22 protein-coding genes are annotated in these 25584 nt (G+C 71.0%); 16 read left to right on the forward strand and 6 right to left on the reverse strand.

The features are described 5' to 3' along the window. Nucleotides 1–3: 3 nt before the first annotated feature. The 5 genes from BLW43_RS04745 to BLW43_RS04770 all read left to right on the forward strand — a co-directional run bounded on the left by BLW43_RS04745 (nt 4) and on the right by BLW43_RS04770 (nt 7254). Nucleotides 4–2424, forward strand: coding sequence for a caspase family protein (locus tag BLW43_RS04745; RefSeq protein ID WP_093249389.1), 2421 nt, complete (start codon nt 4–6; stop codon nt 2422–2424). Between the two features lie 277 nt (nt 2425–2701). Beyond that, a complete protein-coding gene (locus tag BLW43_RS04750) occupies nt 2702–3337 on the forward strand; it encodes an MSMEG_1061 family FMN-dependent PPOX-type flavoprotein (RefSeq protein ID WP_093249393.1) in 636 nt (211 codons plus the stop codon). Nucleotides 3338–3634: 297 nt separating this feature from the next. Next, nucleotides 3635–4702: a sugar ABC transporter substrate-binding protein gene (locus BLW43_RS04760; protein ID WP_093249400.1), complete on the forward strand. Its 1068-nt coding sequence runs from the start codon at nt 3635–3637 to the stop codon at nt 4700–4702. A gap of 7 nt (nt 4703–4709) precedes the next feature. Next, a complete protein-coding gene (locus tag BLW43_RS04765) occupies nt 4710–6203 on the forward strand; it encodes a sugar ABC transporter ATP-binding protein (protein WP_093249404.1) in 1494 nt (497 codons plus the stop codon). Between the two features lie 19 nt (nt 6204–6222). After that, entirely contained in the window at nt 6223–7254 is a 1032-nt protein-coding gene (locus tag BLW43_RS04770) for an ABC transporter permease (protein WP_093249406.1), read from the forward strand. A gap of 37 nt (nt 7255–7291) precedes the next feature. Here the strand turns inward: BLW43_RS04770 and BLW43_RS04775 are convergent, their stop codons facing one another. Next, entirely contained in the window at nt 7292–8476 is a 1185-nt protein-coding gene (locus BLW43_RS04775) for a vWA domain-containing protein (protein ID WP_093249409.1), read from the reverse strand. Between the two features lie 140 nt (nt 8477–8616). Continuing rightward, nucleotides 8617–9273, reverse strand: coding sequence for a hypothetical protein (locus tag BLW43_RS22850; protein WP_139283986.1), 657 nt, complete (start codon nt 9271–9273; stop codon nt 8617–8619). 297 nt (nt 9274–9570) lie between these two features. Between BLW43_RS22850 and BLW43_RS04780 the strand changes: the two genes are divergently transcribed. The 8 genes from BLW43_RS04780 to BLW43_RS04815 all read left to right on the forward strand — a co-directional run bounded on the left by BLW43_RS04780 (nt 9571) and on the right by BLW43_RS04815 (nt 18278). After that, the gene (locus BLW43_RS04780; protein ID WP_093249412.1) at nt 9571–10029 is read left to right on the forward strand and encodes a MaoC family dehydratase; all 459 of its coding nucleotides are present in this window, start codon (nt 9571–9573) and stop codon (nt 10027–10029) included. A gap of 101 nt (nt 10030–10130) precedes the next feature. Further along, nucleotides 10131–11066 (forward strand): bifunctional riboflavin kinase/FAD synthetase, encoded by a 936-nt coding sequence (locus tag BLW43_RS04785; protein ID WP_093249414.1) that lies wholly within the window; start codon nt 10131–10133, stop codon nt 11064–11066. Further along, nucleotides 11066–11839, forward strand: coding sequence for a lysophospholipid acyltransferase family protein (locus BLW43_RS04790; protein ID WP_093249417.1), 774 nt, complete (start codon nt 11066–11068; stop codon nt 11837–11839). Before BLW43_RS04785 ends, BLW43_RS04790 begins: the two co-directional genes overlap by 1 nt. Before the next feature lie 90 nt (nt 11840–11929). After that, the gene (locus tag BLW43_RS04795) at nt 11930–13267 is read left to right on the forward strand and encodes an MFS transporter (protein ID WP_175478762.1); all 1338 of its coding nucleotides are present in this window, start codon (nt 11930–11932) and stop codon (nt 13265–13267) included. Between the two features lie 430 nt (nt 13268–13697). Then, nucleotides 13698–15017: an ATP-binding protein gene (locus BLW43_RS04800; protein ID WP_175478763.1), complete on the forward strand. Its 1320-nt coding sequence runs from the start codon at nt 13698–13700 to the stop codon at nt 15015–15017. Nucleotides 15018–15130: 113 nt separating this feature from the next. Beyond that, a complete protein-coding gene (locus BLW43_RS04805; RefSeq protein WP_093249979.1) occupies nt 15131–15598 on the forward strand; it encodes a YcgN family cysteine cluster protein in 468 nt (155 codons plus the stop codon). After that, on the forward strand, nt 15598–16680 hold the full coding sequence (locus BLW43_RS04810; RefSeq protein ID WP_093249430.1) for a threonine aldolase family protein: 1083 nt from the start codon (nt 15598–15600) through the stop codon (nt 16678–16680). Before BLW43_RS04805 ends, BLW43_RS04810 begins: the two co-directional genes overlap by 1 nt. A 113-nt stretch (nt 16681–16793) precedes the next feature. Then, on the forward strand, nt 16794–18278 hold the full coding sequence (locus BLW43_RS04815) for a peroxidase family protein (RefSeq protein ID WP_093249444.1): 1485 nt from the start codon (nt 16794–16796) through the stop codon (nt 18276–18278). A 71-nt stretch (nt 18279–18349) separates the two neighbouring features. Here BLW43_RS04815 and hspQ read toward each other — a convergent pair whose 3' ends face one another. Beyond that, nucleotides 18350–18676 (reverse strand): heat shock protein HspQ, encoded by a 327-nt coding sequence (gene hspQ / locus BLW43_RS04820; RefSeq protein ID WP_093249447.1) that lies wholly within the window; start codon nt 18674–18676, stop codon nt 18350–18352. A 176-nt stretch (nt 18677–18852) separates the two neighbouring features. On the opposite strand from hspQ, the gene BLW43_RS04825 reads away from it, so the two are divergent. The 3 genes from BLW43_RS04825 to BLW43_RS04835 all read left to right on the forward strand — a co-directional run bounded on the left by BLW43_RS04825 (nt 18853) and on the right by BLW43_RS04835 (nt 21433). Continuing rightward, the gene (locus BLW43_RS04825) at nt 18853–19728 is read left to right on the forward strand and encodes an AEC family transporter (RefSeq protein ID WP_093249449.1); all 876 of its coding nucleotides are present in this window, start codon (nt 18853–18855) and stop codon (nt 19726–19728) included. Between the two features lie 63 nt (nt 19729–19791). Continuing rightward, nucleotides 19792–20373 (forward strand): transglycosylase SLT domain-containing protein, encoded by a 582-nt coding sequence (locus tag BLW43_RS04830; protein WP_093249452.1) that lies wholly within the window; start codon nt 19792–19794, stop codon nt 20371–20373. Nucleotides 20374–20395: 22 nt separating this feature from the next. Further along, complete coding sequence (locus BLW43_RS04835) at nt 20396–21433, forward strand: P1 family peptidase (RefSeq protein WP_342741592.1); 1038 nt, start codon at nt 20396–20398, stop codon at nt 21431–21433. Nucleotides 21434–21445: 12 nt separating this feature from the next. Here BLW43_RS04835 and BLW43_RS04840 read toward each other — a convergent pair whose 3' ends face one another. The 3 genes from BLW43_RS04840 to BLW43_RS04850 are packed head-to-tail and all read right to left on the reverse strand — an operon-like array spanning nt 21446 to nt 25581. Beyond that, a complete protein-coding gene (locus tag BLW43_RS04840; protein WP_093249455.1) occupies nt 21446–22849 on the reverse strand; it encodes a cytochrome P450 family protein in 1404 nt (467 codons plus the stop codon). Beyond that, complete coding sequence (locus BLW43_RS04845; protein WP_093249457.1) at nt 22849–24474, reverse strand: Dyp-type peroxidase; 1626 nt, start codon at nt 24472–24474, stop codon at nt 22849–22851. The genes BLW43_RS04840 and BLW43_RS04845 overlap by 1 nt, the downstream gene beginning before the upstream one ends. Before the next feature lie 3 nt (nt 24475–24477). Beyond that, nucleotides 24478–25581: a hypothetical protein gene (locus BLW43_RS04850; RefSeq protein ID WP_093249462.1), complete on the reverse strand. Its 1104-nt coding sequence runs from the start codon at nt 25579–25581 to the stop codon at nt 24478–24480. Nucleotides 25582–25584: the final 3 nt, after the last annotated feature.

Raw genomic sequence — 25584 nt, forward strand, 5'->3', positions numbered from 1 at the left:
GGCATGGGGCGCGCATCCATTCTCGCCGCCGTCGGGGCCTGCCTGCTCTGCGTGGCGGCCGGCCCGGCGTCGGCGCAGGAGGAGCTTGCGCTGGAGCGGCTCATCCTGCGCTCGGAAATCCCGGGCCTGCCGGACCGGAGGATCGATCTCGGCGAGCGCGCGTCGCGACGCTACGGCGTCGTGATCGGCAACGCCGACTACGCCCATGTCAACGACCTGAAGAACGCCGTCGCGGACGCGGCGCTGGTGGCGGGCTTCCTGCGCGACCGCGGCTACGAGGTTCTGGAGCGGACCAATCTCGACAAGTTGGGCTTCGAGGCGCTGCTGCGGCGCATCCTGCGCGATGTCGACAAGGATACCGAGGTCGTCTTCTACTTCGCCGGCCACGGCGTGCAGATCGGCGCGCACAACTTCATCATCCCCGTCGACGCGCGGCTCGACGGCGCCTATGACGCGCCGTTCGAGGCGGTGTCGCTCGACAGTCTGATCCGCATCCTCGGCGCGCGGGCGCGGCTGCAGATGATCATCCTCGACAGCTGCCGCGACAACCCGTTCGAGAACGCCGAGGCCTTCGTGGAGCTGCGCGGCGAGGCGCTGCCGGCGCGCTCGGGCTTCACGACGCAGACCGCGCCGGTCAACACGATGCTGGCGTTCTCGACTTCGCCGGGCGCGGTGGCGTTCGACGGCGAGGGCGCCAACAGCCCGTTCACGGGCGCGCTCGTGGCCGGGGCGGCGGCGAACCCCGAAGCGCCGGTGGCGGAGATCCTCGCGAAGGTGCGCAAGGACGTCTATCGCGCCACCGACGGGCGGCAGGTCTCCTGGGACAGCTCGACGCTGGTGGAGCCGATCTATTTCGACGCCGCGCGGGCATACGAGGTCGCCGTCGCCGACGGCGCGGCCGGCTCCGTCTCCCGCGGCGTGGCCGTGGCCCCGGTCGCGCAGGCGGAGCCGCCGGCGGCGCCCGGCTCGATTCGCCTGTCGGCGCGCTACGACCGCGAGGTGGAGATCGGCGCCGCGCTTTTCGCCGGGCTGAAGGCGGAGGATGTTCCCGCGTCCTCGCTGACGCTCGCCGAGCCGCCAGCGAGCGGGGCGCTGGCGAGCGCGCCGCGGCAGGGGCCGCGGCGGCCGCTGGGCGTGGGCGCGCCGTTGCCGGACGGCGGCTCGCTGCTCTTCGTCTCCGACGCCGACGCGGCCGCCGCGCCCCAGCGTTTCGAGCTGGCCGCGCCGGGCGGCGCGATCGCGGTGGAGCTGACGCTGACGCCAGACCCCTGCGACGCCCAGGCCGGCGACCACCTCGACCCCGGCGGCGTGGGCGTCGCGGTCTACGCCAACGAGATCGACCCCCAGGCTGCGACGGCGGCCTGCGCGGCGGCGGTCGCGCGGTCGCCCGGGACCGCGCGGTTCCACTACCAGCTCGGCCGCGCCCGGCTGGCGGCGCGCGACTTCCCTGAGGCGCGCGCCTCGTTCGAGAAGGCGCGCGACCTCGGCCACGCGCGCGCCTGGCAGGCGCTGGGCGACATGATCGCCCGCGAGGAGGCGGCGACCGGCGGCCGCGCCGACCTGCTGGCCCCGGAGCCGGCGCTCGCGCACTACGCGGTGGGCGTGGAGCAGGGCGACCCCTACGCATTCTACGCGCTGGGCCGACAGCTGCTGCGCTACGGCGAGACCAGCGGCGCGCGCGAGCAGGGCTATCAGCTCATGATGCGCGCGCTGGAGGTCGGCCACACCTTCGCGATGAACGAGCTGGGGGCGTTCTTCCTGGAGCAGGGCTCGGACCACTACGATCCCGACCGGGCGCTGCGCTACTACGCCGAATCCGCCGCACGCGACGACATCTACGGCTTCAACAATCTCGGACTGGTCTATGCGAACGGGCTGGGCGGCGTGACGCCGAACGGGCCGCAGGCGCTGGAGTGGTTCGAGAAGGCGGCCGAGGCCGGACATCCCTATGCGCCGGGCAACATCGCGCGGCTCCACAACGCCGGGCAGATCGGCGGCGGGCCGAACTATGCGCAGGCGGTGCGGTGGTACGATCGCGGCCTGCCGCGCGGCGACGCGTGGGCCGGCGCCAACGCGGCCTGGATCATCGCCAACCGCCGGCCTGGCGGCTACCAGCCCTGGGACGCGGCGACGCGCGCGGCCAAGACCATGGTCCTGCGCGACGCCGAGGCGGCGGCGGCGGCGCGCGACGTGCTCTCCGGCCTCGACGGGCGGGCGCTCGACGGGGCGGCGCAGGCGCTGATCGACGAGATGGGCGAGCCGCTGACGGTGGACGGCGCCTTCGGGCCGGCGAGCGAGGCCGCCATGGCGCGGCTGACCGAGCGGCTGGGCGCGCCGACGCCGCCGGGCGACCGCAAGGCGCGGCTGGAGGCGCTCGCGCGGCTCTACTGGAGCACGCGGCCCTTCCGGGTCGACCTGTTCTGACGGCTGCGGGTCCGGACCGAACGCTGAGGGCGGCTCCCGAAAGGCGGCCGCCCGCGGGCGTCGCGAGACTCGGGGCGGTCGCCACGCTCCGCGCCTCGCGCAGCCGGGCGGGCGGCTCCGCGGCTCATCCCGACGGCCCGGCTCGCCCGCCCGCGGCGCCCCGGCCGCAGTCCAGCGCGCACCCCGCGACCAGAGACCCGTCCATAGGCCCGGCTTCGGTGTTATGCTGCGGGCGGTCGATCGACCGTCCCGCAAGCATTTCGGAGGATGGGTCTCAATGTTTCAGCCGACCGACGTGGTCACTTCCGAGGCGGAGATCCGCAGCGTGATTTCAGGCCAGTTCCCTTCCCAGCAGGGCAAGATCGTCGATCATCTCGACCGTCACATCCGGTCGTGGATCGAGCGTTCGCCGTTTCTGACCATGGCCGACTACAATGCGGCGGGGCAGGTCGACATCTCGCCCAAGGGCGATCCGGCGGGCTTCGTGAAGGTCCTCGACGACCGGACCCTCGCCATTCCGGACCGGCCGGGCAATCACCGCTACGACAGCTTCCTGAACATCATCGAGACGGGCCGCATCGCCGTCATGTTCATGGTCCCGAACCGGCGGGAGGTCGTGCGGGTGAACGGGACGGCGCAGGTCGTGCGCGACCGGGCCCTGCGCGAGAACATGGCGATCATGAGCCGGATTCCCGACTTCGCCGTGGTCGTGCGCGTGGAGGAGGCGTTCTATCACTGCGGCAAGGCGGTGCTCCGCTCGGCGCTGTGGGAACCGGACAGGGCGGGCCCGATCGAGGGTCTGCCGAGTTGCGCCGAAGCCGTCTTCGATCAGGCGAAAATCGCCGACCGCAGCCTCGCGGAGCTTGAGGCCGCCTTCCGGGCCAACGAGGAAAGGCGCCTCTACGACGAGTGACGCCCTGCGCCCAGCGCCATGCGCGTGGCGGCCGCGCGCGTTCGACCGGCGAGGCGCCGGGCCGCTCTGCGCGCGCGCCGGACAAGCCGGGCGCCATGATGGGCGCCGTCCATCCTCGTGAAGCGCCCCGCGCCGCGCGACTTGGCCGCCACGGCGCGCGCCGGCGCCCGGACCCCGGCGCCGACAAACGCATTGAAACGCATCTCGATTCGTAACCTAATCGATTGAGGGCCGTTCACCGAGGCGAGCCCGTCAACGGGCGAAAACGCCCGGTCCTTCGCTGGGGAGCGAAACGTCATGAAAGAGAAGTCGCCGCGCGACGACGCGCAACTCACCGCCATCGCCGGGGACGGCGCGGCGGCCGATCCCTCCCGACGGGACCTGTTCCGGGCGGTGGGCGCAACGGCGATGGCCGGCGCGCTGTTCGCCAGCGCCGGTTTCGACCCCGCGCTCGCGCAGGAGCTGAAGGCGTCGAGCCGCCCGCTGCGCGCCGCCTTCTCCAACGCCGGGCTGCAGGCGACCTGGTGCGCCCAGGGCAAGCAGGCGGCGGAGGCCTGGGGCCGGCTGATGAACGTCGAGGTCGTCTGGTTCGACGGCGAGCTTTCCGCCACCAAGCAGCGCGCCTCCATCGACAACATGGCCGCTCAGGACTGGGACTTCGTCGCGATCCAGACCTTCGGCATCGGCACGCTGACCGACCCGATCCGCCGGATGATCGACAAGGGCACGCCCGTCATCGCCATGGACACGATGGTGGCGCCCGAGGGGCAGGTCGACATCCACACCTTCATCGCGCCCGACAACGTGATGATGGGCTCGGTCGTCACCGCGCAGCTGCTCAGCGCCGCGGGCGGGGCCGGCGACGTGGTGATGACCCAGGGCGCGCTGGGCCATTCCGGCGCGCAGGGCCGCGCGAAGGGGTTCAAGCAGATCATGGCCTCCTACCCCGAGATGCGCCTTGTCGACGAGCAGCCCGCCGACTGGGACGTGACCAAGGTCGCCCGCATCTGGGATTCGGTGCTGACCCAGCACGGCGACATCAAGGCGGCCTTCTTCCACAACGACGACATGGCGCTGGCCGCCAGGCGCGTGATGGACGCCAAGGGCCGCGGCGACATCATCATCGCGGGCGTCGACGCCATGCCGCCGGCGGTCAACGCGGTCATGGAGGGCAAGATGCTCGCCACCGTGCGCAACCCCTCGTGCCGCATCCATGGCTGGGCGGTGGCGGCGGGCGTCGCGGCGGTGGCCGGCGGCGAGAAGCGGGGCGAGGACATCCCGTCCTTCATCCTCGCCGACGGGCCGGTGATCACGCAGGAGACGGCGGCGGGCCATCTGTGGCTCCAGAAGCACTTCCTGATCTGACCCGGCGATGAACCTGGAACAGGCGGGCGGGGGCGCGACGGCGCCCCTGCTGGAGCTGCGCGGCGCCGGCAAGAGTTTCGGCGGCGTCACAGCGCTCGAAGGCGTGGATTTCGACCTGCGCGCCGGCGAGATCCATGGCCTCGTCGGCGAGAACGGCGCCGGCAAGTCCACCACCATGAAGATCATCGCGGGCGTGCATCACGACTACCGCGGCGAGATGCTGGTCGGCGGACGGCCGGCGCGGTTCCGCAGCCCCGGCGAGGCGCTGGCGGCGGGCGTCGGCATGGTCCACCAGGAGCTTTCGGTCGCGCCGGAGCTGACGGTGGCGGAGAACGTGTTCCTCGGGGCCCAGCCGGTCACGCGGCTCGGCCTCGTGGACTGGAGCCGGATGAACCGCGAGGCGCGCGGGCTGATCACGTCGCTCGGGCTCGACCTCGACCCGCGCGCGCGGATGGGCGACCTGCCGGTGGGGCTCCAGCAGATGGTGGAGCTGGCGCGGGTGCTGTTCTCGGGCGCGCGCATCCTGATCCTCGACGAGCCGACCTCGGCGCTCTCGCCGCCGGAGGTGGAGCGGCTGTTCACGGTGCTGCGGCGGCTCAGGGGCGAGGGGCGCGGGCTGATCTTCATCTCGCATTTCCTCGACGACGTGCTGGCGATCTCGGACCGGGTGACGGTGTTCCGCAACGGCCGGCGGGTGACGACCGAGCCGGTCGCGGGGCTCACCAAGGACGCGGTGATCGGGCACATGATCGGGCGGCGCTCGGCGGAGCTGCACATGGGCGAGACGGCCGAGCTGCGCGGCGACGACGCGCGGCCCGTGGCGATGAGCCTGCGGGCGCCGGGGCTCGACATCGACCTGCGCGCCGGCGAGATCACCGGCGTCTACGGCTTCATGGGCTGCGGCCAGATCGAGCTGGCACGGGCGCTGTTCGGCAAGGGGCGCATCCGCGGCGCGCGGATCGAGATCGACGGCCGGCCCGTGTCGCTGCGCTCGACGGCGGCGGCGCGCGCGGCGGGCGTGGCGTATGTGCCGGAGAACCGCCGCATGATGCTGTTCCGCGAGGCGCCGGTCTACAAGAACGTCTCCATCGCCATCCTCGACCGCATCCACCGCGTCTGGCTGCGGCCGAAGGCGGAGCGGCGCATCGCGCAGACCCATATCGCCGACCTGCAGATCCGACCGCCGCAGGCGGGCATTGCGGTCGGCTCGCTGTCCGGCGGCAACCAGCAGAAGGTGGCGCTCGCGAAATGGCTCACGCATCTGCCGAAGGTGCTGATCCTGTCGGAGCCGACGCGCGGCATGGACGTCGGCGCCAAGGAGGACGTCATCCGCATCCTGCGCTCCCTGCGCGACCGCGGCGTGGCGGTGCTGGTGCTCTCCACCGAGCCCGAGACGATCCTGACGCTGGCCGAGCGCGTCCTGGTGATGCGCAAGGGCGCCGCGACGCTCTCGCTCAGCCGGGGGCGCATCGACAAGTCCCACCTGCTGGCCGCCGCATGATCCCTCTGGAGACGCAGCCATGAGTTCGACCGCCGAAAGCCGCCCGCCCCGGCGCAGCGCCGCCATGGGTTTCCTGCTCGGGCAGCTGCGCAACATCGCGCCGGTGATCGTGCTGATCGCGATGGTGGCGTTCTTCTCCTCGACCTCGTCGACGTTCCTGACGGTCGCCAACTTCATGAACATCCTCAGTCAGATATCGCTGACGGCGATCATCGCGGTGGGGCTGACCTTCGTGATCCTGACCGCCGAGATCGACCTGTCGGTGGCCGCCGTCGCGAACGCCGTGGGCATCATGGTGGCCTATTTCACGCTCCAGCCGGAGTATGTGAACATCGCCAACATGCCGGTGCACGGGGTGCTGGCGATCGTGCTGACGCTGGCGGCCTGCTTCGCCATCGGGCTGACGACGGCCTTCGGCGTGACGGTGATCGGCATTCCCTCCTTCATCATGACGCTGGCCATGATGCAGATCGCCAACGGCGTCTCGGCGATGCTTGTGCGGGGGCAGATCGCCTACAACTTCCCCGACGCGATCACATTCCTCGGCTCGGGCTCGATCTTCGGGGTGCGCGCGACCATCGTGGTGGCGCTGGTCTTTCTCGTGACGGCGCATCTGGTGCTGACCTACACGCGCTTCGGGCGCTACGTCTACATGGTGGGCGGCAACCGCGAGGCGGCGGAGTATTCCGGCGTCAACGTGCGCTTCGTGATCGGCGCGGTGCTGGTGATCGGGGCGATGTGCTCGGGCGTGGCGGGGATGCTGGGGGTGGCCTATTTCGGCTCGGCCCAGCAGACCCAGTTCGACACCTACCTGCTCGACGCCATCGCGGCGGTGGTGGTGGGAGGCACCAGCCTGTTCGGCGGACGCGGCGGCATCGGCAACACCGTCATCGGCCTGCTGGTGCTGGGGGTGCTCAACAACGGGCTCGACCACATCCAGATCGACAGCTTCCTCAAGATCCTGATCCGCGGGCTGATCCTGCTCGCCGCGCTCATCGTCAACGTCTACGCGCAGGCGCTGAGGGCGCCGCGGACGGCCGACGAGGGGTGAGCGCGGCCGGCGCGTCGCGGCGGCGCGAAGGCCCGCCTCAGCGGCTCGCCGCCCGCATCGCGCGGTCGAGCCCGTCGAGCGTCATGGGGAACATGCGGTCGGCCGAGAGGCGGCGGATGATCTGGATCGACTGGGTCCAGCCCCAGTGCTCCTCGGGAACCGGGTTGATCCAGATGTGCGAAGGCCAGCGGGCGAAGGCGCGCTCCAGCCAGACCGCGCCGGCCTCCGCGTTCCAGTGCTCCACCGAGCCGCCGGGCTGGATGATCTCGTAGGGCGACATCGAGGCGTCGCCGACGACGACGCAGCGCCAGTCGGGCCCATAGGTGCGCAGGAGTTCGTCGGTGGGCGTCACGTCCTCGCGCCGGCGGCGGTTCTCGCGCCAGACGCCTTCATACAGGCAGTTGTGGAAGTAGAAGTGCTCCAGGTGGCGAAACTCGGCGCGGGCGGCGGAGAAGAGCTGTTCGACCGTCTCCACATGGTCGTCCATCGAGCCGCCGACATCGAGCAGCAGCAGCACCTTGACGGCGTTGCGGCGCTCAGGGCGCGTACGCACGTCGATGAAGCCCTGCTCGGCGGTGGCGCGGATGGTGTTCTCGAGGTCGAGTTCCTCGTGCGCGCCCTCGCGGGCCCAGCGGCGCAGGCGGCGCAGCGCGATCTTGATGGAGCGGGTGTTGATCTCCACGTCGCCGTCGAGGTCGCGGAACTCACGCCGGTCCCACACCTTCACGGCGCGGCGGTGGCGGCTGCCGTCCTGCCCGATGCGCACGCCCTCGGGGTTGTAGCCGTAGGCGCCGAAGGGAGAGGTTCCGGCGGTGCCGATCCATTTCGAGCCGCCCTGGTGGCGGCCCTGCTGCTCCTTCAGGCGTTCGGCCAGCGTCTCCATCAGCTTGTCCCAGCCGCCGAGCGCCTCGATCTCGGCCTTCTCCTCGGCGGTGAGGTGCTTCTCCGCGAGCCGGCGCAGCCAGTCCTCGGGGATGGCGCGCGGGGTGGCGGGGTCTGCGCCGGCGACGGCCTCCAGCCCCCTGAACGTCTCGGCGAAGACGCGGTCGAAGCGGTCGTAGAAGCGCTCGTCCTTCACCAGCGCCGTGCGGGCGAGATGATAGAAGCCCTCGACGTCGAAATCGGCCAATCCGGCGCGCGTCGCCGCGATCAGCGCGAGATGCTCGCGCAGCGAGACGGGCACGCCGGCGGCCCGGAGCGAGAGGAAGAAGCCAAGGAACATCGCGGCGACGCTACCGCGCCGGGCGGCGGGTTTGAAGCCCGACCTCCAGGCGGCGGGGCGCTGCCCGGCAGGGTGGCCGGCTGGTTCGCGCACAAGACGGACGGTCGAGACCTGCAGCCCAACCGCTTAATCCCCCCCCATTAACGATCAGAAAGCGCCATTGAGGGCATGATGCGTATCTTGAGTGACTTTGGACTATGGGGGTGTTGTGCTACCTTACCCTTACCTGCGGCGTTCATGATCTTAAATGGTTCCTCCCCTCCAACACAGCTTGTTTCTGCAAATTCTCGGAGGTATTGGAGTAGTCTTGGGAAATGCCTGTTTCGGCCGACGTTTAAGCGCCGTGAAGCGCCGACTTTATCTCGGAGGTCACCGATTACGCCCCTCAGAAAAGTCGCAGCCGAGATATCAACTGTTGAGCTGCTTCCAGACAAAGCGTTAGAAGACATCTGACGTATTGATTGAAATACTTGATTTGGCGCATAATCGTCAATTGAACTAAATTTTTCTGGATTTATGATCTCTTCCGCCAAAATATCAAACATGGTTTCCTCATTATCTGTCTCTAATACTTCAAGTTCATCAATTAACAGAACTCTTGATTGCACCTGCTGGAGTTTTATTTTTAACTGACGAATAACATCCGACCTGCGCTCGGTAGGTGATCCACCAACCACAATAAGCTCTTCACCAAAAACATCAAGCCACGCATCTTTAATAAGGGTTATTGTCTTTTCAATTGCCATAGCAGACTGCTTCGGGTCGGTATAACTTCGATATGGCTCATCATCACGCATTGTAAAGGCTTTCATCTTGATGCTGTGATAAGTTCAGGCGTGAGTGTCAGGGGTAACTCGAGACTACTTCAGTGTCCATGATCCAAATGAACGACCGTCCACTTTCCGCGCATCCCTGCCGGTCGACCGTCACGCCAGGAGACGCGCGACCTCGGCGTGCGAAACTCCGGTTGGTAAGATAGTTCCCGAAATCAGCGCATATCAGGACTTAATCTTGCGCAAGGATATTGCTTTCGCACGCGCAGCATGGCATAGCCCCTCACGCAGGCGGGGATGCGAGCGATGGGAGAGACGGGCATGCTGGACAATGAGGCCTTCGGCGACATCAGGCGCGGCACGATCTGCATCGAGGACATCGCCGTGGGCATGTCGCGGTCCTTGCGCAAGGTGATCGAGGACGCGGATCTCGAGATGTTCGCGCGCATCTCCGGCGACCGGAACCCGGTGCATTTCGACGACGACTACGCCCGCGACACCATCTTCGGCGGCCGCATCGCGCACGGCATGCTGACCGCCTCGCTGATCTCGGCGATCATCGGTGAGCAACTTCCGGGCCACGGCACGATCTACCTCAAGCAGAACCTGAGCTTCCTCGCGCCCGTCCGCCCCGGCGATCTGGTCGAGGCGACGGTGACGGTGGCCGACATCGACTACTCCAAGCGCCGCGTGACGCTGGAGTGCGCCTGCACCGTCGGCGACAAGAAGGTGCTGAAGGGCGAGGCCATGGTGCTGGCGCCGTCGGCCAAGTTCGACTGAGGCCCCAGGCGGCGCGCGCCCGCGCGCTCGCTTGATCCCCCGCGCCGGCTGGGCGATACCCGGCCCGGGCACAGGGCCCGTTCGAGCATTCCGAGGGCGCGATGCGGATCATCCGGGGCGTCGACGCGGCGCGGCCGGAGGACCGGGGCGCCACGGCGGCGATGGGCAATTTCGACGGCGTGCACCGCGGCCATCGCGCGGTGCTGGAGCTGGCGGCCGCCGCCGCGCCCGACGCGCCGCTGGGCGTGGTGACGTTCGACCCGCATCCGCGCCGCTTCTTCCAGCCCGACGCCGAACCTTTCGCGCTGATGAGCTTCGAGGCGAAGGCCCGGCGGCTGGAGCGGCTGGGGGTCGAGCGGCTGTTCGCGCTGCCCTTCGACGCGGGCCTCGCAGCGCTGACGCCGGCGGCATTCTGCGAGGCGGTGCTGGCGGAGGGCCTCGGCCTGCGCCACGTCACGGTCGGCGCGGATTTCTGCTTCGGCAAGGGCCGCGCCGGCGACGGCGCGACTCTGCGGGCGGAGGGCGCGCGGCTGGGCTTCGGCGCGACGCTGGCGCCGCTGGTGGCCGACGGCGGCGAGCCGGTCTCCTCCACCGCGATCCGCAGCGCCCTGCGCGAGGGAAGGCCGGAGGAGGCGGCGCGGATGCTGGGCCACTGGCACCGCATCGAGGGCGTCGTGGAGCATGGCGAGAAGCGCGGGCGCACGCTCGGCTACCCGACCGCGAATCTCTCCCTCGGCGATCTCGCCCCGCCGAAATTCGGCGTCTACGCCGTCAAGGTCGACGTGCTGGACGGGCCCCATGCGGGCCAGCGCCGCGGCGTCGCCTCGCTGGGCGTGCGGCCGATGTTCGGAGAGAACCGGCCCAATCTCGAGACGTTCCTGTTCGACTTCTCGGGCGATCTCTACGGCGCGCGGATCTCGGTGGCGCTGGTGGCGTTCCAGCGGCCGGAGCTGAAGTTCGAGAGCGTGGAGGCGCTGGTGCGGCAGATGGACGAGGACAGCGCGCAGGCGCGGCGGCTGCTCGCGGCTGCGGCCTGATGCGCGTTCTCGCCTTCAACCTGTTCTTCTACGCCTTCAGCTTCGGGGTCGCCGCGACGGCCTGGGGCGTGGCGCGCTTCGGCTCCCAGGCGGCGCTGCGGCGGCTGCTGGCGTGGTGGGGGCGCGTGACGATAGGGGCGGTGCGGCTGATCCTCGGCGGGCGGGTCGAGGTGCGCGGGCGCGAGCGGCTGCCGGCGGGGGCGGCGATCATCGCGCCGAAACACCAGTCGGAGCTCGACGCGATCCTGCTCTTCAGCCTGTTTTCGGACCTGACGGCCGTGGTGATGAAGGAGTTGGAGAATTACCCCTTCGTCGGCGCGATGATCGCCAAGCTCGACCTGATCGCAGTGGCGGTCGACAGCGGGCGGCAGGGGCGCACGCAGGCGGTGGTGGCGGGCGCGACGAAGGCGCTCGACGAGGGTCGGCCGGTGCTGATCTATCCCGAGGGCACGCTGATGAGCCTCGGCGCGCGCGAGCGCTACCGCAGCGGCGTCTGGCGCATCTATGCGGCCTCCGGCGCGCCGGTCGTCCCCGTCGCGCAGTCGCTCGGCGCGATCTGGCCGCGGCGGGAGTGGCGCAAGCGGACCGGGCGGCGCGGTGCGGTGGAGTTCCTGGAGCCCATCGCGCCCGGCCTCGACGAGGAAGCGTTCATGGCGCTGCTTGAAACCCGCGTGGAAGACGCCACGATGAAGCTGATCCGCGAACATGCGGACGGGGCCGATCTGTCGGCGGCTGAAGACCGCTTCGCCCGCAGGGCCGCGAACGAGGCCTGACCGCGCAGGCGGTCGGGGAGGCCTGACCGCGCAGGCGGTCGGGGAGGTCTTATCGCCGGGGCACGGCCGCGGCGCAGCAGGAGAGCGCCCTTGGTCCCGCAGAACCAGTTCGCCCTGCTGCGCACGCGCCGCTTCCTGCCGCTGTTCCTGGTGCAGTTCCTCGGCGCCTTCAACGACCAGGTCTATCAGAAGGCGTTTGTCGCGCTGCTGACCTACCGGCTCGGCGACGAGATCGGCGTGCCGCTGGAGACGCTCGGCGTCATCGCCTCGGCGCTGTTCATCCTGCCCTTCGCCATCATCACGCCGACGGCGGGGCAGATCGCCGACCGCATGGACAAGACCCGCATGATGCGATGGGTCAAGTTCTCCGAGATCGTGGTGATGGGGCTGGCGGTGGTCGGCTTCCACACCCAGAGTATCTATTTCCTCTATTTCGTGCTGTTTCTGATGGGCGCGCAGTCGGCGATGTTCGCGCCGATCAAGTATTCCGTGCTGCCGCAGTGGCTGAGGCCGTGTGAACTGGTCGGCGGCAACGGGCTGGTGCAGGCTTTCACCTTCCTCGCCATCATCTTCGGCTCGATCGCGGGCAACGAGCTGATCCTGACCGACGCGGGCGTGGAGATCGTCTCCGGCTTCGTGCTGCTGGTGGCGCTGTCGGGCTTCGTCGCCTCGCTGTTTGCACCGCCGGCCCCGCCGATGGGGGAGGGCGAGAAGGTCGACCCGGTGTTCCCCCGCGCCATCGCCCGGCTGGTGGGCCGGTGCCGGCGCGACCGGCCGGCGTTTCGCGCCATGCTCGCGATCTCGTGGTTCTGGTTTCTCGGGGCCACCTTCCTGTCGCTGCTGCCGGCCTACGCCCGCGACGGCCTGGGCGCCGACGAGAGCGTGCTGACGGTGCTGCTGACGGCTTTCTCGGTGGGGGTGGCGGCGGGCGCGATGTCGTCCAACCGGCTGAACGGCGGCGTCGTCAGCGTGAACCTCGCCCCGATCGGCGCGCTGGGCATCGCCGTGATGGCGGTGGAGCTGTGGTTCGCCAGCGCCGCGGCGGCGCCGGCGCCCGGCGCCGGGCTGGTGGACCGGGCGACGTTCTTCTCCAGCTTCGAGGGCCTGCGCGTGCTGGCGGATTTCGCGCTGCTGGCGGCCTTCGCCGGCGTCTACGTCACGCCGCTCAACGCCGTGCTGCAGACCGAGGCGCCGCAGGCCGAGCGGGCGCGCTTCATCGCCTGCTCCAACGTGGTGGACGCCGCGGCGATGGTGCTGTCGGCGGCGTGCGTCGCGGTCTGCGTGGCGCTGGGGCTGCGCGCCATCGACGTTCTTGCCCTGTTCGCGCTGAGCGGCCTGCCCATGGCGCTGGCCGCGGCGCGTTTCGCGCCGGACACCGCTCTCGGAAAAGTTGCGCTAGCACTCCTGCCGCGCTCATCCGCAGGTTGATTTTTGCCATATTTTAAGGTTTTGTGTGGCTGCCGATTGCGGTGGCGTGTGTGGGTTGATTTGTCGAAGGAACGGGTGGTTGGAACAGGCACTTCGGAGCGCAGCCCGCGCGCTGAACAACGGGCCGGCCGCCGCAATGCGTTGGGGGCGAGTCTCCGGATCATGGCGACTGGTCTTCGTTTCTTCTGAAATTTCAGATATTTGCGGATACGCCGCCGAGGATTTTCTCAGCGGAGCCGTCACCTGGAGCGCGCTGGTCGGCGGGGGGGCGGGCGACCGTCCCTTCTCTCCCGAGGAGGTCGTCGGCGCCGACTGCGCCGTGACTCGCCGCTATGCAATTGTGGCGAAATCCGGTGAAATACGGCATATTTTCGACCAAACTCAGGTGTGGCGCGACGGGGCGAACAATCTTGACGGGTATTCAAGCGCGTTGCTCGACGTCACCGCCGAGCGCGGCGCCGGGAGCGACATCGGAACGCTGGCCTATGTCAGCCATGAGGTGCGCACGCCGCTCACCGGGATTCTCGGTCTCGCCGAGGCGCTGTCGCAGTCGCCGCTGACGGCGGAGCAGCGCGCGGTGGTGGACGCGCTGAGCGAGGCGGGTTCGTCGCTGCTGCACATGGTCAACAACATGCTCGAGGCGAGCCGGAAGGGCGCCGCGGCACCGGCGCTCGACGCGGCGCCGTTCCAGCTCGGCGCGCTCTGCTCGGCCACGACGCGGCTGTTCTCCCACCGCGCCGCGGCCAAGGGGCTTGAGCTCGGCTGCGGCGGCGGCCCGGAGGATCCCGTGCTGGTCGGGGACCAGGCGCGGCTCCGGCAGGTGCTGAGCAACCTGATCTCCAACGCGATCAAGTTCACTGAGCGAGGCGGCGTCGCGGTCGCCTGGGCCGTCGAGCCGCCGGCGGCGGACGGCAGGCGGCGCATGAGGCTGACCGTGTCGGACACCGGCGTGGGCATGTCGCCGGAGTTCGCGGCCGAGGTGTTCGAGCCATACCGCACCTCCGGCGCCGGACTGGCCCACGACCATGCCGGCGCGGGGCTCGGCCTGTCGATATCGCGCGACATCATGCGGATGCTCGACGGCGGCATCTCGGTCGAAAGCGCGCCGGGGGCAGGATCGCGGTTCCTAGTGGAGTGCGACCTGCCCGAGGCGAGGCGCGTCGCCGGTGCGAGCGGCGGCCCGGGCGCCGCAGGCGGGAGCGGCGCCGCAGGCGGGGCCTGCGCTCTGCGCGGCCCCATCGCCGCCGACCGGGAGTTCCTTGAGCGCATGCGCCCGGAGATCCTCGTCGCCGACGACGTGGAGGCGAATCGGCGCGTGGTGGACCTGCTGCTGAGCCCCGTCGGCGCGCGGGTGACATGCGTGGACAACGGCGTTGACGCAGTGGCGCTCGCTGCGACGCGGCGGTTTGACGCGATCCTGCTCGACGGCCGGATGCCGGGTCTCGCCGGGGTCGACGCCACGCTGGAGATACGCCGGCTTGAGGGCTGCGAGAGCCATCCGCCCTCCGCGATCATCGCGATGTCGGCTGACGCGGCGGAGCTGGCCGAGGCGTCTTTCGTGATGGCGGGGGCGGACGCCTACCTCCAGAAGCCCTTTGAGCCGGGCGGGCTGATCCGCGCTGTCGCCGCCGCCCTGCGCGCGCGGCAGGCGGGCGGATGGAAGGCGAACGGGCGGCAGGCGAGCGCGTGGCAGGCGAGCGGTTCGCCGGCCCGCGCGGCGCCGCGTCCGCTGGCGGCGGTGCGCGCCTGAACCCTGCGGGACGCCACGTCGCTCCGGCGCGCGGCGCAGCGGGGGCGGTAGGCCCGAGGCGCAGAGACCTTCGCCGCGGTCGCGCGGCGCTGACGGGCCTGCTAGCATGCGGCATGAACAGCATGATCGAGAAGACGGCGCGCGCGCCTTTCTGGCGGACCAAGCGCCTCGACCAGATGTCGCAGGACGAGTGGGAGAGCCTGTGCGACGGCTGCGGTCTGTGCTGCCTCGTCAAGCTTGAGGACGAGGACGACGGCGCGATCGCCTACACCCGCGTCGCCTGCCGCCTGCTCGACACCGACACCTGCCGCTGCGCCTCCTACGCGTTGCGCAGCGTGCTGGTGCCGGGATGCGTGCGCCTGACGCCCGAGACGATCGGCGAGGCGGCGCGGTGGATGCCGCGCACCTGCGCCTATCGCCTGCTGGCGGAAGGGCGCGACCTGCCCGAGTGGCACCCTCTGGTCAGCGGCGATCCGGCCGGCGCCCATGCCGCAGGCGTGTCGGCGCGGGGCTGGACGGTGCCCGAGTACGAAGTCCATGAAGAAGACTACGAAGACCATGTGATCCCGGGGTTCCCCTGATGCTTTTCTCCAGCGACAACATCGCCGCCTGCGCGCCGGAAATCATGGCCGCGATGGCCGAGGCCAACGCCGGCGCCGCGCGGCCCTATGGCGCGGACCCCGCCACCGGGCGGCTGGAGGCGCTGGTGACGGAGGTGTTCGAAAAGCCGGCGAAGGTGTTCCTCGTCTCCACCGGCACCTCGGCCAACGCGCTGGCGCTGGCCTGCCTCTGCCCGCCCTGGGCGACGGTCTACTGCCACCAGAAGGCCCATGTGGAGGAGGACGAGTGCGGCGCGCCGGAGTTCTACACCGGCGGCGCCAAGCTGACCCTGCTGCGCGGCGAGGCGGCGAAGATCGCGCCCGACGCGCTGGCCGACGCGCTGCGCTTCACGGCGCGCGCGGGCGTCCACAACGTGCAGAAAGGCGCGCTGTCGCTGACGCAGGCGACCGAGCTTGGCGCGGCCTATACCCCCGACGAGGTGGCGGCGCTGGCCGGCATGGCGAAGGCGGCGGGCGTTCCGGTCCACATGGACGGCACCCGTTTCGCCAATGCGCTCGCGCGGCTGGGCTGCGCGCCGGCGGACCTCACCTGGCGGGCGGGCGTCGACGCGCTCTGCCTCGGGGCCACCAAGAACGGCGCAATCTGCGCCGAGGCGGTGATCCTGTTCGAGGGCGGCGCCGCGCATGACAGGGCGTGGGAGTTCGAGCTGCGGCGCAAGCGCGGCGGGCACCTTTGGTCCAAGATGCGCTTCATGAGCGCGCAGATGGAGGCCTATCTGACCGACGGGCTGTGGCTGCGGCTGGCGGGCCGGGCCAACGCAATGGCGGACCGGCTCGCCGCCGGGCTGCGCGCCATCCCCGGCGTGGAGATCGCCGCGCCGATGGGCGCCAACATGATGTTCCCGCGTTTCCCGCGCCGCGGCCACCGCGCGCTGCAGGACGCCGGGGCGCTCTACTACCTCTGGCCGGGCGACCAGAGCCTCGACGGACCGGACGACGAACCGCTGCAGTGCCGGCTCGTCTGCTCCTGGGCGACGACCGAGGCGGAGGTGGACGCTTTCGTCGCCACGCTCTCAGGCGCCCTGGCGGCGAAGGCTGCGTGAGGCGGCCGCCGACTGCGTTAACGGGCGGTTAACGGCACACTGACGCCACGTCAGTAAGGTTCTTCACCGGCGCCGCATTCCGCGGCGGAGACCGGAACGGAGAACCCGACGCCATGAAGAAGCATTTCACCTGCCATCATGGGCTGGCGAAGCCACGCGGCTGCGGCCATGTCGCCGTCGGCGGCTTCTCGCGGCTGTTCCCGAAGCTCGACAGCCTTGCGGTGTCGGAGATCGACGCCGCGGCGCTGGGCGGGCCGGGCGGCCTGATGCACGACTTCGACGGCGCCTCGCCGGATATCGACATCCCGGCCGGCTACATCTTCTTCGCGCAGTTCGTCGACCACGACGTGACGCTCGACACCGGCTCGAAGCTGCGCGGCGCGCCGCTCGACGCCAAGGCGGTGAGCGGGCTCGGCAACGTGCGCTCGGCCAGCCTCGACCTCGACTGCGTCTATGGCTTCGGCCCGGAGGGCAGCCCGCATCTCTACAACGGCGCGCGTCCGGGCGAGATGGCCGTGGGCGAGGGCGGCCGCGACCTGCCGCGTTCGCCCGGCGGCGTCGCGCTGATCGGCGACCCCCGCAACGACGAGAACATCTTCGTCAGCCAGATGCAGCTGCTGTTTCACAGGTTCCACAACCGGCTCCTCGTCGAACGGGTCCACCAGACCGACGGCGCGCGCGGCTTCGACCGCTTCGAGGCGGCGCAGGAGGAGGCGCGGTTCCACTACCAGTGGCTGGTGCTGTTCGACTTCCTCAAGCGGCTCTGCGACCCCGAGGTGTGGCGCTTCGCCGTCGGCAGGCTGCTCGACCACGCGGCGGGCTTCCCGCTCTGCTACGGTCTTGACGCGCATGGCAAGCTGCCGATGCCGGTGGAGTTCTCGGCGGCGGCCTATCGCGTAGGACATACGCTGGTGCGGTCGCGCTACGCCGTGAACGACGCGCACCCGGATGTCGAGCTGTTCGACGAGCGCTTCGGCGCCACCGGCTTCTCGGCGCTGCCGGCGGGGCTTGAGGTGGATTGGAAGTACATGCTGGCGCTTGAGCCGCACCACCGCCCGCGCATGTGCAAGGCGGTCGACCCGCTCTTCGCCGACGAGCTCCAGAACCTCCCCGTCGTGGGCAGCAACAACCCCGACGACCGGGCGCTGGCGTTCCGCAACCTGCTGCGGGGCAACGCGCTGGGTCTGCCGAGCGGGCAGGACGTCGCCAAGGCGCTCGCGGCGGCGGGCTACCCGATCGCGCCGGTCGACCTCGCGCTGCCGACGCTGCCGGGGTGGTGGCGCGTCGAGCGCGCGGACCGCGCCAGCGCGCTGACCTGCCAGACGCCGCTGTTCTACTACCTGATGCGCGAGAGCGAGGTGGTCCATCAGGGGCGGCGCTACGGACCGACCGGCTCGGCGATCCTGATGGAGGTGTTCGGGGGCATGCTGCGCCTGTGCGGGGGCACGTTCCTCAACCATCCTCACTGGGCGCCGGACGCCTGCGTGGCGCGCAAGGCGGACGGCTCGGTGCAGGACGCGGAGCTCGCCGCACTGGTCGACGACCCCGACTACTATCCTTTCGAGCTGGCGGATCTGGCGCGCTTCACCCTCGGGTGATCGCACGTCGGCGCCGGTCCTGTCGGGCCGGCGCCGTCAGCGGGGCGCGCGTCGGGGTCGGCCTGGCGCCGTCAGTGGCGCAGTTCGGCATGGAGCTCGTAGGCGCCGTCGCGCAGGTCGCCGAACATGTCCTCGACCTCCGGGTGGTCGACCGGTTCGCCGGTCTCGTCGGGAACAAGGTTCTGCTCCGAGACATAGGCCACATAGTAGCTCGTCTCGTTCTCGGCGTAGAGGTGGTAGAACGGCTGGTCCCTGCGCGGGCGCACGTCTTCCGGGATCGCCTCCCACCATTCCTCGGTGTTGGCGAACTCGGGGTCGACGTCGAAGATCACGCCGCGGAACGGATAGACGCGGTGGCGCACCACCTGGCCGATCCGGAATTTCGCGGTCACGCCCATGCCGGGCCTCACGGAAGACTCATGCAACTCCATGGGGGGGACTTACGCCTTCGGCGTTGCGATTTCCAGTGCCGCCGCATGCGCGGCGCACGGCGGGACGCCGCCGGGCGCGTCGACAGCGCGGGCGGCGCATGATAGGCGGAGCGCCGTCATCGGCCGTGCGGGCGTCGCCTTCCATGTTTCTCCAGGTAATCGAGATCGTCACGCCCGTGTTCGCGCTGGCGCTCATCGGGTATGTCTGGCGGCGCCTGGGCCTCGCCTTCGACATCGCCTTCGTCAGCCGCATCGCGATGCAGGTCTCGGTGCCGGCGCTGCTGTTCTCGGTGCTGAGCCGCATCGAGGTGGACCCCAAGGCGTTCCGGGACCTCGCGCTGGCGTCGCTGGCGCTCTACGGCGCGATAACGGTTGCGTCATGGGCGCTGATCCGCGGCGCGGGCCTCGATGGGCGGGTCTATCTCGCGCCGGTGATCTTCGGCAACACCGGCAATGTCGGCCTGCCCATCGCGCTGTTCGCCTATGGCGAGCCGGGACTGGCCTACGCGATGATCGTGTTCGCGGTGATGGCGGCGCTCTCCTTCACCATCGGCATCTGGATGGTGACGGGCAAGGGCTCGCCCATGGAGGCGCTGAAGCAGCCGATCTTCCACGCCGCCGCCCTCGGCATCCTGTTCGCCAGCCAGGGCTGGCATCTTCCGACGGTGGTGGACGAGACGCTGACGCTCGTCGGCCAGATCGCGATCCCGATGATGCTGATCACGCTCGGCGTCGCGGTCGCGCAACTCGACGTGCGCGACGTCGGCCGGGCGCTGTGGATCTCGCTGGCCAAGGCCGGGCTCTGCGCGCTCGCGGCGATCACCGTGGTCGGCGCCTTCGGTCTGGAGGGGGCGCCGGCGGGCGCGCTGATCATCCAGGCGATCATGCCGGTGGCGGTGACGAACTACTTGCTGGCCACCCGCTACGACGCCCAGCCCGACGCGGTGGCGGGGCTCGTCGTCGTCTCGACGCTGCTTTCGGTGCTGATCCTGCCCCTGACGCTCGCCGCGCTTCTCTGAAACCCGCATTTCGGGTATCCTCGCGTCAAAACGAGCAGGCGACAACAAACAGGCGGCGCGAAAATGCCGGTATATCTCCTTCGCTGGGGCGCGTTGGCGCTTGCGTTGTTCACGGTCGGCTGCGGCTCGTCCGACAGGATGCCGCGCAACACCGAGGACATCTGTGCGATCTACCAGGACAACCCGCACTGGCGCCGCGCGGTCGCTCAGGCGCGCGACAAGTGGGGCGCGCCGGAGGAGGTCAAGATGGCGATCATCTGGCGAGAGTCCTCCTTCCGGGCGGAGGCCCGCCCGCCGCGCACCTACACCCCAGGCATCCCCACCGGCCGCGTCTCGTCGGCCTACGGCTACAGCCAGGCCATCGACGGCACGTGGGACTGGTACGAGAAGGACACCGGCCACAGCGGCGACCGCGACGAGTTCGAGGACGCGATCGACTTCGTCGGCTGGTACATGGCCAAGACGCGCCGGGCCAACGGCGTCGCCATGAACGACGCCTACAACCAGTATCTCAACTATCACGAGGGCCACGCCGGCTATCGCCGCGGCGACTGGCGCAACAAGGCGTGGCTGATGCGCGCCGCGGCGCAGGTGCAGGCGCAGGCGGACCGCTACCGGCTGCAGGCGTCGCGATGCCGGGCCTGAGGGCGGCGGCGGCGGGCGCAGCGTGGCCGCCCTGAGCGGCCCGCGCAACGCGCTCGTCGACGTGCCGGGCCTGAGCGTCGGCCACGCCGACGAGGCGGGGCTGCGCTCGGGCGCCTCCGTCGTGCTGTTTCACGCGCCGGCGACGGCGGCGGTGGACGTGCGCGGCGGCGCGCCGGGCGCGCGCGAGACCGACCTGCTGGCGCTGGAGAACACCGTCGAGCGGGTGGACGCCATCGCGCTGTCGGGCGGCTCGGTGTTCGGGCTGGAGGCCGCCGGCGGCGTCGTCGCCGGGCTGCGTCGCATGGGCCGCGGCTTCGCGGTCGGCGCGGCGCGAGCGCCCATCGTCCCCGCGGCGATCCTCTTCGATCTCGGCAACGGCGGCGACAAGGCGTGGGGGCTGCACGGGCCCTATCGCGAACTTGGCCTCGCCGCGCTGGACGCCGCCGGGGCGGACGCGCGCTGCGGAGCTTTTGGCGCGGGCTTCGGCGCGCAGGCGGGGCAGGGGACGGCGGCGCCGCTGCGCGGCGGGCTCGGGACGGCGTCGGCGCTCGACGCCGGGAGCGGCGCCACGGTCGGCGCGCTCGTCGCGGTCAACGCGCTGGGCTCGCCGCTGATCGGCGACGGGCCGCATTTCTGGGCGGCGCCCTTCGAGCGGGGCGCGGAGTTCGCCGGGCTCGGCTGGCCCGCGCGGCCGGACATCGCCGAAGGCGGCGTGAACGGAGCGCTCGGCGCGGCCACCACCATCGCCGTGGTGGCGACCGACGCGGCGCTCTCCAAGCCGCAGTGCCGCCGGCTCGCGATCATGGCGCAGGACGGGCTGGCGCGGGCGCTGCGCCCGGCGCACACGCCCTTCGACGGGGACGCGGTGTTCGCGGCCTCCTGCGGGTCGGTCGCGCTGGAGACGGGCGGCGCCGAGCCGACGCGGGCGCTCGCCCGGCTCGGCGCGCTGGCGGCGGACGTTCTGGCGCGGGCCGTGGCGCGCGGCGTCTTCGAGGCGGCGAGCGCGCGGGGGCTCGACGGGCTCGCCCCGGCCTGGCGGGACCGCTTCGGCGCGGCGTGACGCGCCGCCGGCTCAGCCGAAGGCGACCGGCAGGCTCTGCGGGAACGGCGTCCCGCCGTCGACGCGCGGGCCGGTCCGCCGCAGGTTCGGCTGCGCGAGCAGCGGCGTCAGCATGGCTGGGATGACGGCGCGGTTGATCTCGGCCCCGAAGCAGCGGTGCAGCCCCTCGCCCCAGTGGATGTAGGTCTCCCACGGGCGGTCGATGCGGAACTGGCCGGCGTCGGGCACGTCGAGGCTGTCGAACATCGCCGAATGGGTCGCGGCGAACACCATGGCGCCTTCGGGTATCCGGCGGCTGCGCAGGGTTCCGCGCGCGATGCGCGTCTCGCGCAGCGCCCGGCGATAGACCACCGGGTTGTGCGGGTTGAAGCGCAGCGCCTCCCAGACATGGCCGGCGACGGTCTCGGCGTCGCCCGCCTTCGCGGCGTTGCAGGCGGCGCGCAGCTCCGCGGGGCGGTCGAGCAGCTCGTCGAGCGCCAGCGTCGCCGCCTTGGAGAGCGTCGGGATCGCGCCAATGTAGAGGCCGATCAGGTTGTTGCGGACGCTGAGATCGTCGAGCCCCGGCGCGCCCGCCTTCTGCAGCGCCGCGAGCCTCGCGAGCACGCTGTCGCCTTCGCCGGGCGAGGCCTTGCGCGCGGCGATGGCGGCGTCGAGCCATTTCCGCGCCGAGGCCGCCGCCGCGCGGCCCTTCGCGCCGACCTCGGGGTCGGCGCCGAGATCGTTGAAGAGGAACCAGAACATCGCCGTCGCCTCGGCGATCATCGTCGCGCGGTCGGGCGCGCCGAGCGCCGGGCCGAGGCCGAAATAGGTCTGGATCACGTCCGCCGCGACGGGTCCGCCGAGCCGGGCGGGGACGTCCAGCGCGCCGCCCGCCCCGGCGACGATCTCGCGCGCCAGCGCCGCGGCGCGGGGCGCGACGAAGGCGGGCACGTCGGTGTGGCGCACCGCCAGCCGCATCGCGGTCGCGTCGCGCTCGTAGTCCGGCCCCGGCTGCATTCCGAGAAAGAAGTTCGGCCCGGCGGTGATCTCGCGCATCCGCGGCTCGTAGACGACAGCGAAATCGGCGTCGCGGCGCAGCACCTCCAGCACGTCGGCGCGGCGGGTGACGATCGCCGTGCCCGCGTTGGGATAGGCCTTCACCAGCGCAGCGGAGAGCTTCAGCGTCGGCCAGAAGGCGCGCAGGACGGCGAAAAGGTCACGCTGGCCGCTGGGACGGGCGAGATGGGGCAGGACGCGGCCCGCAAGGCTCCCCTCGCCCCTGCGCTCGCGCCATGCGAGCCGGCCGAGGCCCCAAAGGCCCGCCAGCCCCCGCAGCCAGTTCCCGAGCACCGCCGCGAGCGTGTCGAGCGCGGCGCCCAGGAGGGCGGTCAGCCCGCCGAGCAGGGTCGAGAGCAGGGACGACAGCGCGGCGCCCATCAGGTCGGGTCGATCACGCCGAGCCCCATCATCCGCAGCGCGGTGAGCGAGGGCAGAAAGAAATAGTCGCCGCCGCGCGCCTCGACGAAGGTGCGCAGGCTGTCGACGATGTAGGGCCTCGCGCCGCTTCCGGGCCGCGCGGCGATGGTGAACCGGCGATGGACGGAGTGATCGCCGAGCACCGGGCACGCATCGTTTCCGGCATTGAAATCGAGGCCGTAGTTGATCCACTGCTGCTGGATGAACTCGAACTGGCGCTGCAGGCTGGCGCAGATCGCCATGAACACCACGCCCTGCTCGGTATGGTCGTCGCCGCCCTCCGCGCCGTAGGGCAGGCCGCGGCGCAGGATGCGGCGGCGCTTGTTGAGCTGGCTCGTGGCGTTCGGGTTGCCGCCCGAGGGGGCGTTGAGCGGGTCGAGATAGTCGCGGGTGTTGACGCGGCGCAGATGCGCGGTGTTGGGGCAGTCGTAGCCGGCCATGTCGGCGGCGTAGCGGAAATCCGACGGCTCGGTCCCGCCGAGCCAGCGCGCAACGTTCTGCGCGGCCGTCGTCGGGTCGGGGTCGTCGAAGCCGAGCCGGGCGCGCTCGGCCAGCCACGCCGCATGGTCCCCGGCGCGGGCGAGCGGGACGCCGTCGGGCCAGCGCCCGACCGCCTTGGACTTGAGCGTGACCTTCGCCTCGTCCTCGGAAACGCCGAAGATGCGGGCGTAGCGCGCGGCCTCGCCCGCCCACACGCTCTCCCAGCTCGCGACGTTCTGGTGCAGCTTGCGCCACACCATGAAGGCGCCGTTGCGCGAGAAGCCCCAGGGGCGCGGGGCGGGCGGCAGCTCCTGCGCCTCATCGGCGTGGCCGAGCAGGAACTCGCCGGTCGCCAGCGGCTCCCAGCCCGTCTTCGGGTCCATCCACTTGCCGCGGCCGACGACTCGGGTCCGCTCCACCGCCTCGGAGGTCTGGCCCTTGAACACCGGGTCGCCGATGCCGTCGGTGAAGCCGAAATGCTCCCGCGGGGTGGGAACCATCGCGCCGTCAGGCAGCGTCGCGAACACCGCCCGGCCTTCCTGGAAGTCCGCCGCGCCGTCGCGGCCGTGGCCGGCCATGATGCGCACCCTGCCGCCGCAATGCTCGGCGCAGACTTCGCGCAGCCACGCGGTCTGTTCCTCCAGCGCGTCGACCGGCTCGGCGCGGCCGGGCTTGCCCTGCGCGTTCATCGAGAGGAAGACGTGGACCTCGCGCGAAGTGCCGGGGGCGTTGTCGCGCCAGATCGGATCCCACGCTTCGTCCCAGCCGCGGGCCTCCTCCTCGGTCAGCGCGGGGCTGCGGTCGCCGAGAATGAAGGCGCGGGCCTTCATGCCGTCGGCGAACTCGGTCGGGAAACCCTGCAGCGTGCGCGTCGGCAGGCCGAGCGCCCAGAGGCCGAAGAAGGTGAAGCCGACATTGAGCGTCACCTGCGGCTTCACGGTCCACGCCGCGGCGGTGGTGACGCGGGGGCGGATCGCCTCGATGAAGCGGCGGCCCGCCGCGCCGTCGGTGATCTGCAGGAAGAAGTAGCGCGCGAAGGGGAAGCTGTAGCGGCCATAGGCGCGGGCGACGTTGCCCTGCACGTCGGCGAGATCGAGCGACGCCATGGCTCAGGCCTCCTTCTTCGCGGCGCGGCGCGGCTTTTTCGGCGCGGCGGCGACGCGGGCCTCGATGGGCGCCGGCGGGTCTGCGACGGGGCGGGCGAGGCGGACGACGCCGGGCGGCTGGGTCGGCCCGGCGTCGTCCCCCGGCCGGTGCTCGGCGAGGAAGGCGCCGAAGGCCGCGTGCAGGTCGCGGGCGTCCAGCTCCTGCGAGGCGGACGCGAAATCCGTGAACTTCTGCTGGAGATAAAGCGACTTGAGCACGCCGGGCAGGTTGGCGCCCGCCGGCGGCGGAAACGGCTTTTCGCCGCGCCCCATCACGAATCGGTAGACCGCGAGGATGGCCGCGGCGCTGGCGAGCAGCGCCCAGCCGATGGTCGGTCCGGGCCGCCAGTCGACGAACCACGCGACGACGGGCGTCGCCTCCATGCCGGCGAGCCAGCCGAGGATCGCCAGCAGCAGCACGGCGACGGGCGCCAGCGCGACGACGAGGATGGCCTTGAAGGGCAGGCTCGGCAGCGCAGGTGGCGACGTCCAGTAGTCGTGGAACGGCATGGTCGTCTCGACCTGGCAGCGGGCGATCCAGCCTGCGAAATCGTCGGCGTCGGCCACCTTCTCGAAGCCCCGGCAGCAGCCGAAGACGGCGCGCAGCTCGTCAGCCGTCACGCCCCAGAGGTGGCGGGCGTAGCTGTCGCGCACGGCGTCCTGCTCGGCCGGTGAGAGGGTCGCGGGCAGAGGCGCGCCGTCCTCGCTCACCGCGTCGGTCTCGGCGGCGAACATCAGGTAGGCGCTGTTGAGGCGGTCGGGGGCGTCGGCGACGATCGGGTTGGGGCCGAAGAGCGAGGTGAGGACGGGGTTCTTCGGCGGCCGCCCGTTGTACACCGCGTCGTCGATGACGACGAAGCGCGCCAGATGGGTGCGCAGGCTGCGGGCGAAGGGGCTCTGCGCGCCGCTGCGCTCCGTCGCCGGGGACTGGAGCGCGGTGGGCAGCTTCTCCAGCGTCGCGGCGAGGCGTTCGCGCCAGCTCTCGGCGCCCGGCTCGTCGCTCACGGCGCCGGGGCGGATGGGGGCGAGCACGGTGAGGAAATAGCTGCCGGCGTCGAAGTTCGGCATGGC

Origin of the sequence: Rubrimonas cliftonensis (assembly GCF_900107585.1) — a bacterium.
GTDB lineage: Bacteria > Pseudomonadota > Alphaproteobacteria > Rhodobacterales > Rhodobacteraceae > Rubrimonas > Rubrimonas cliftonensis.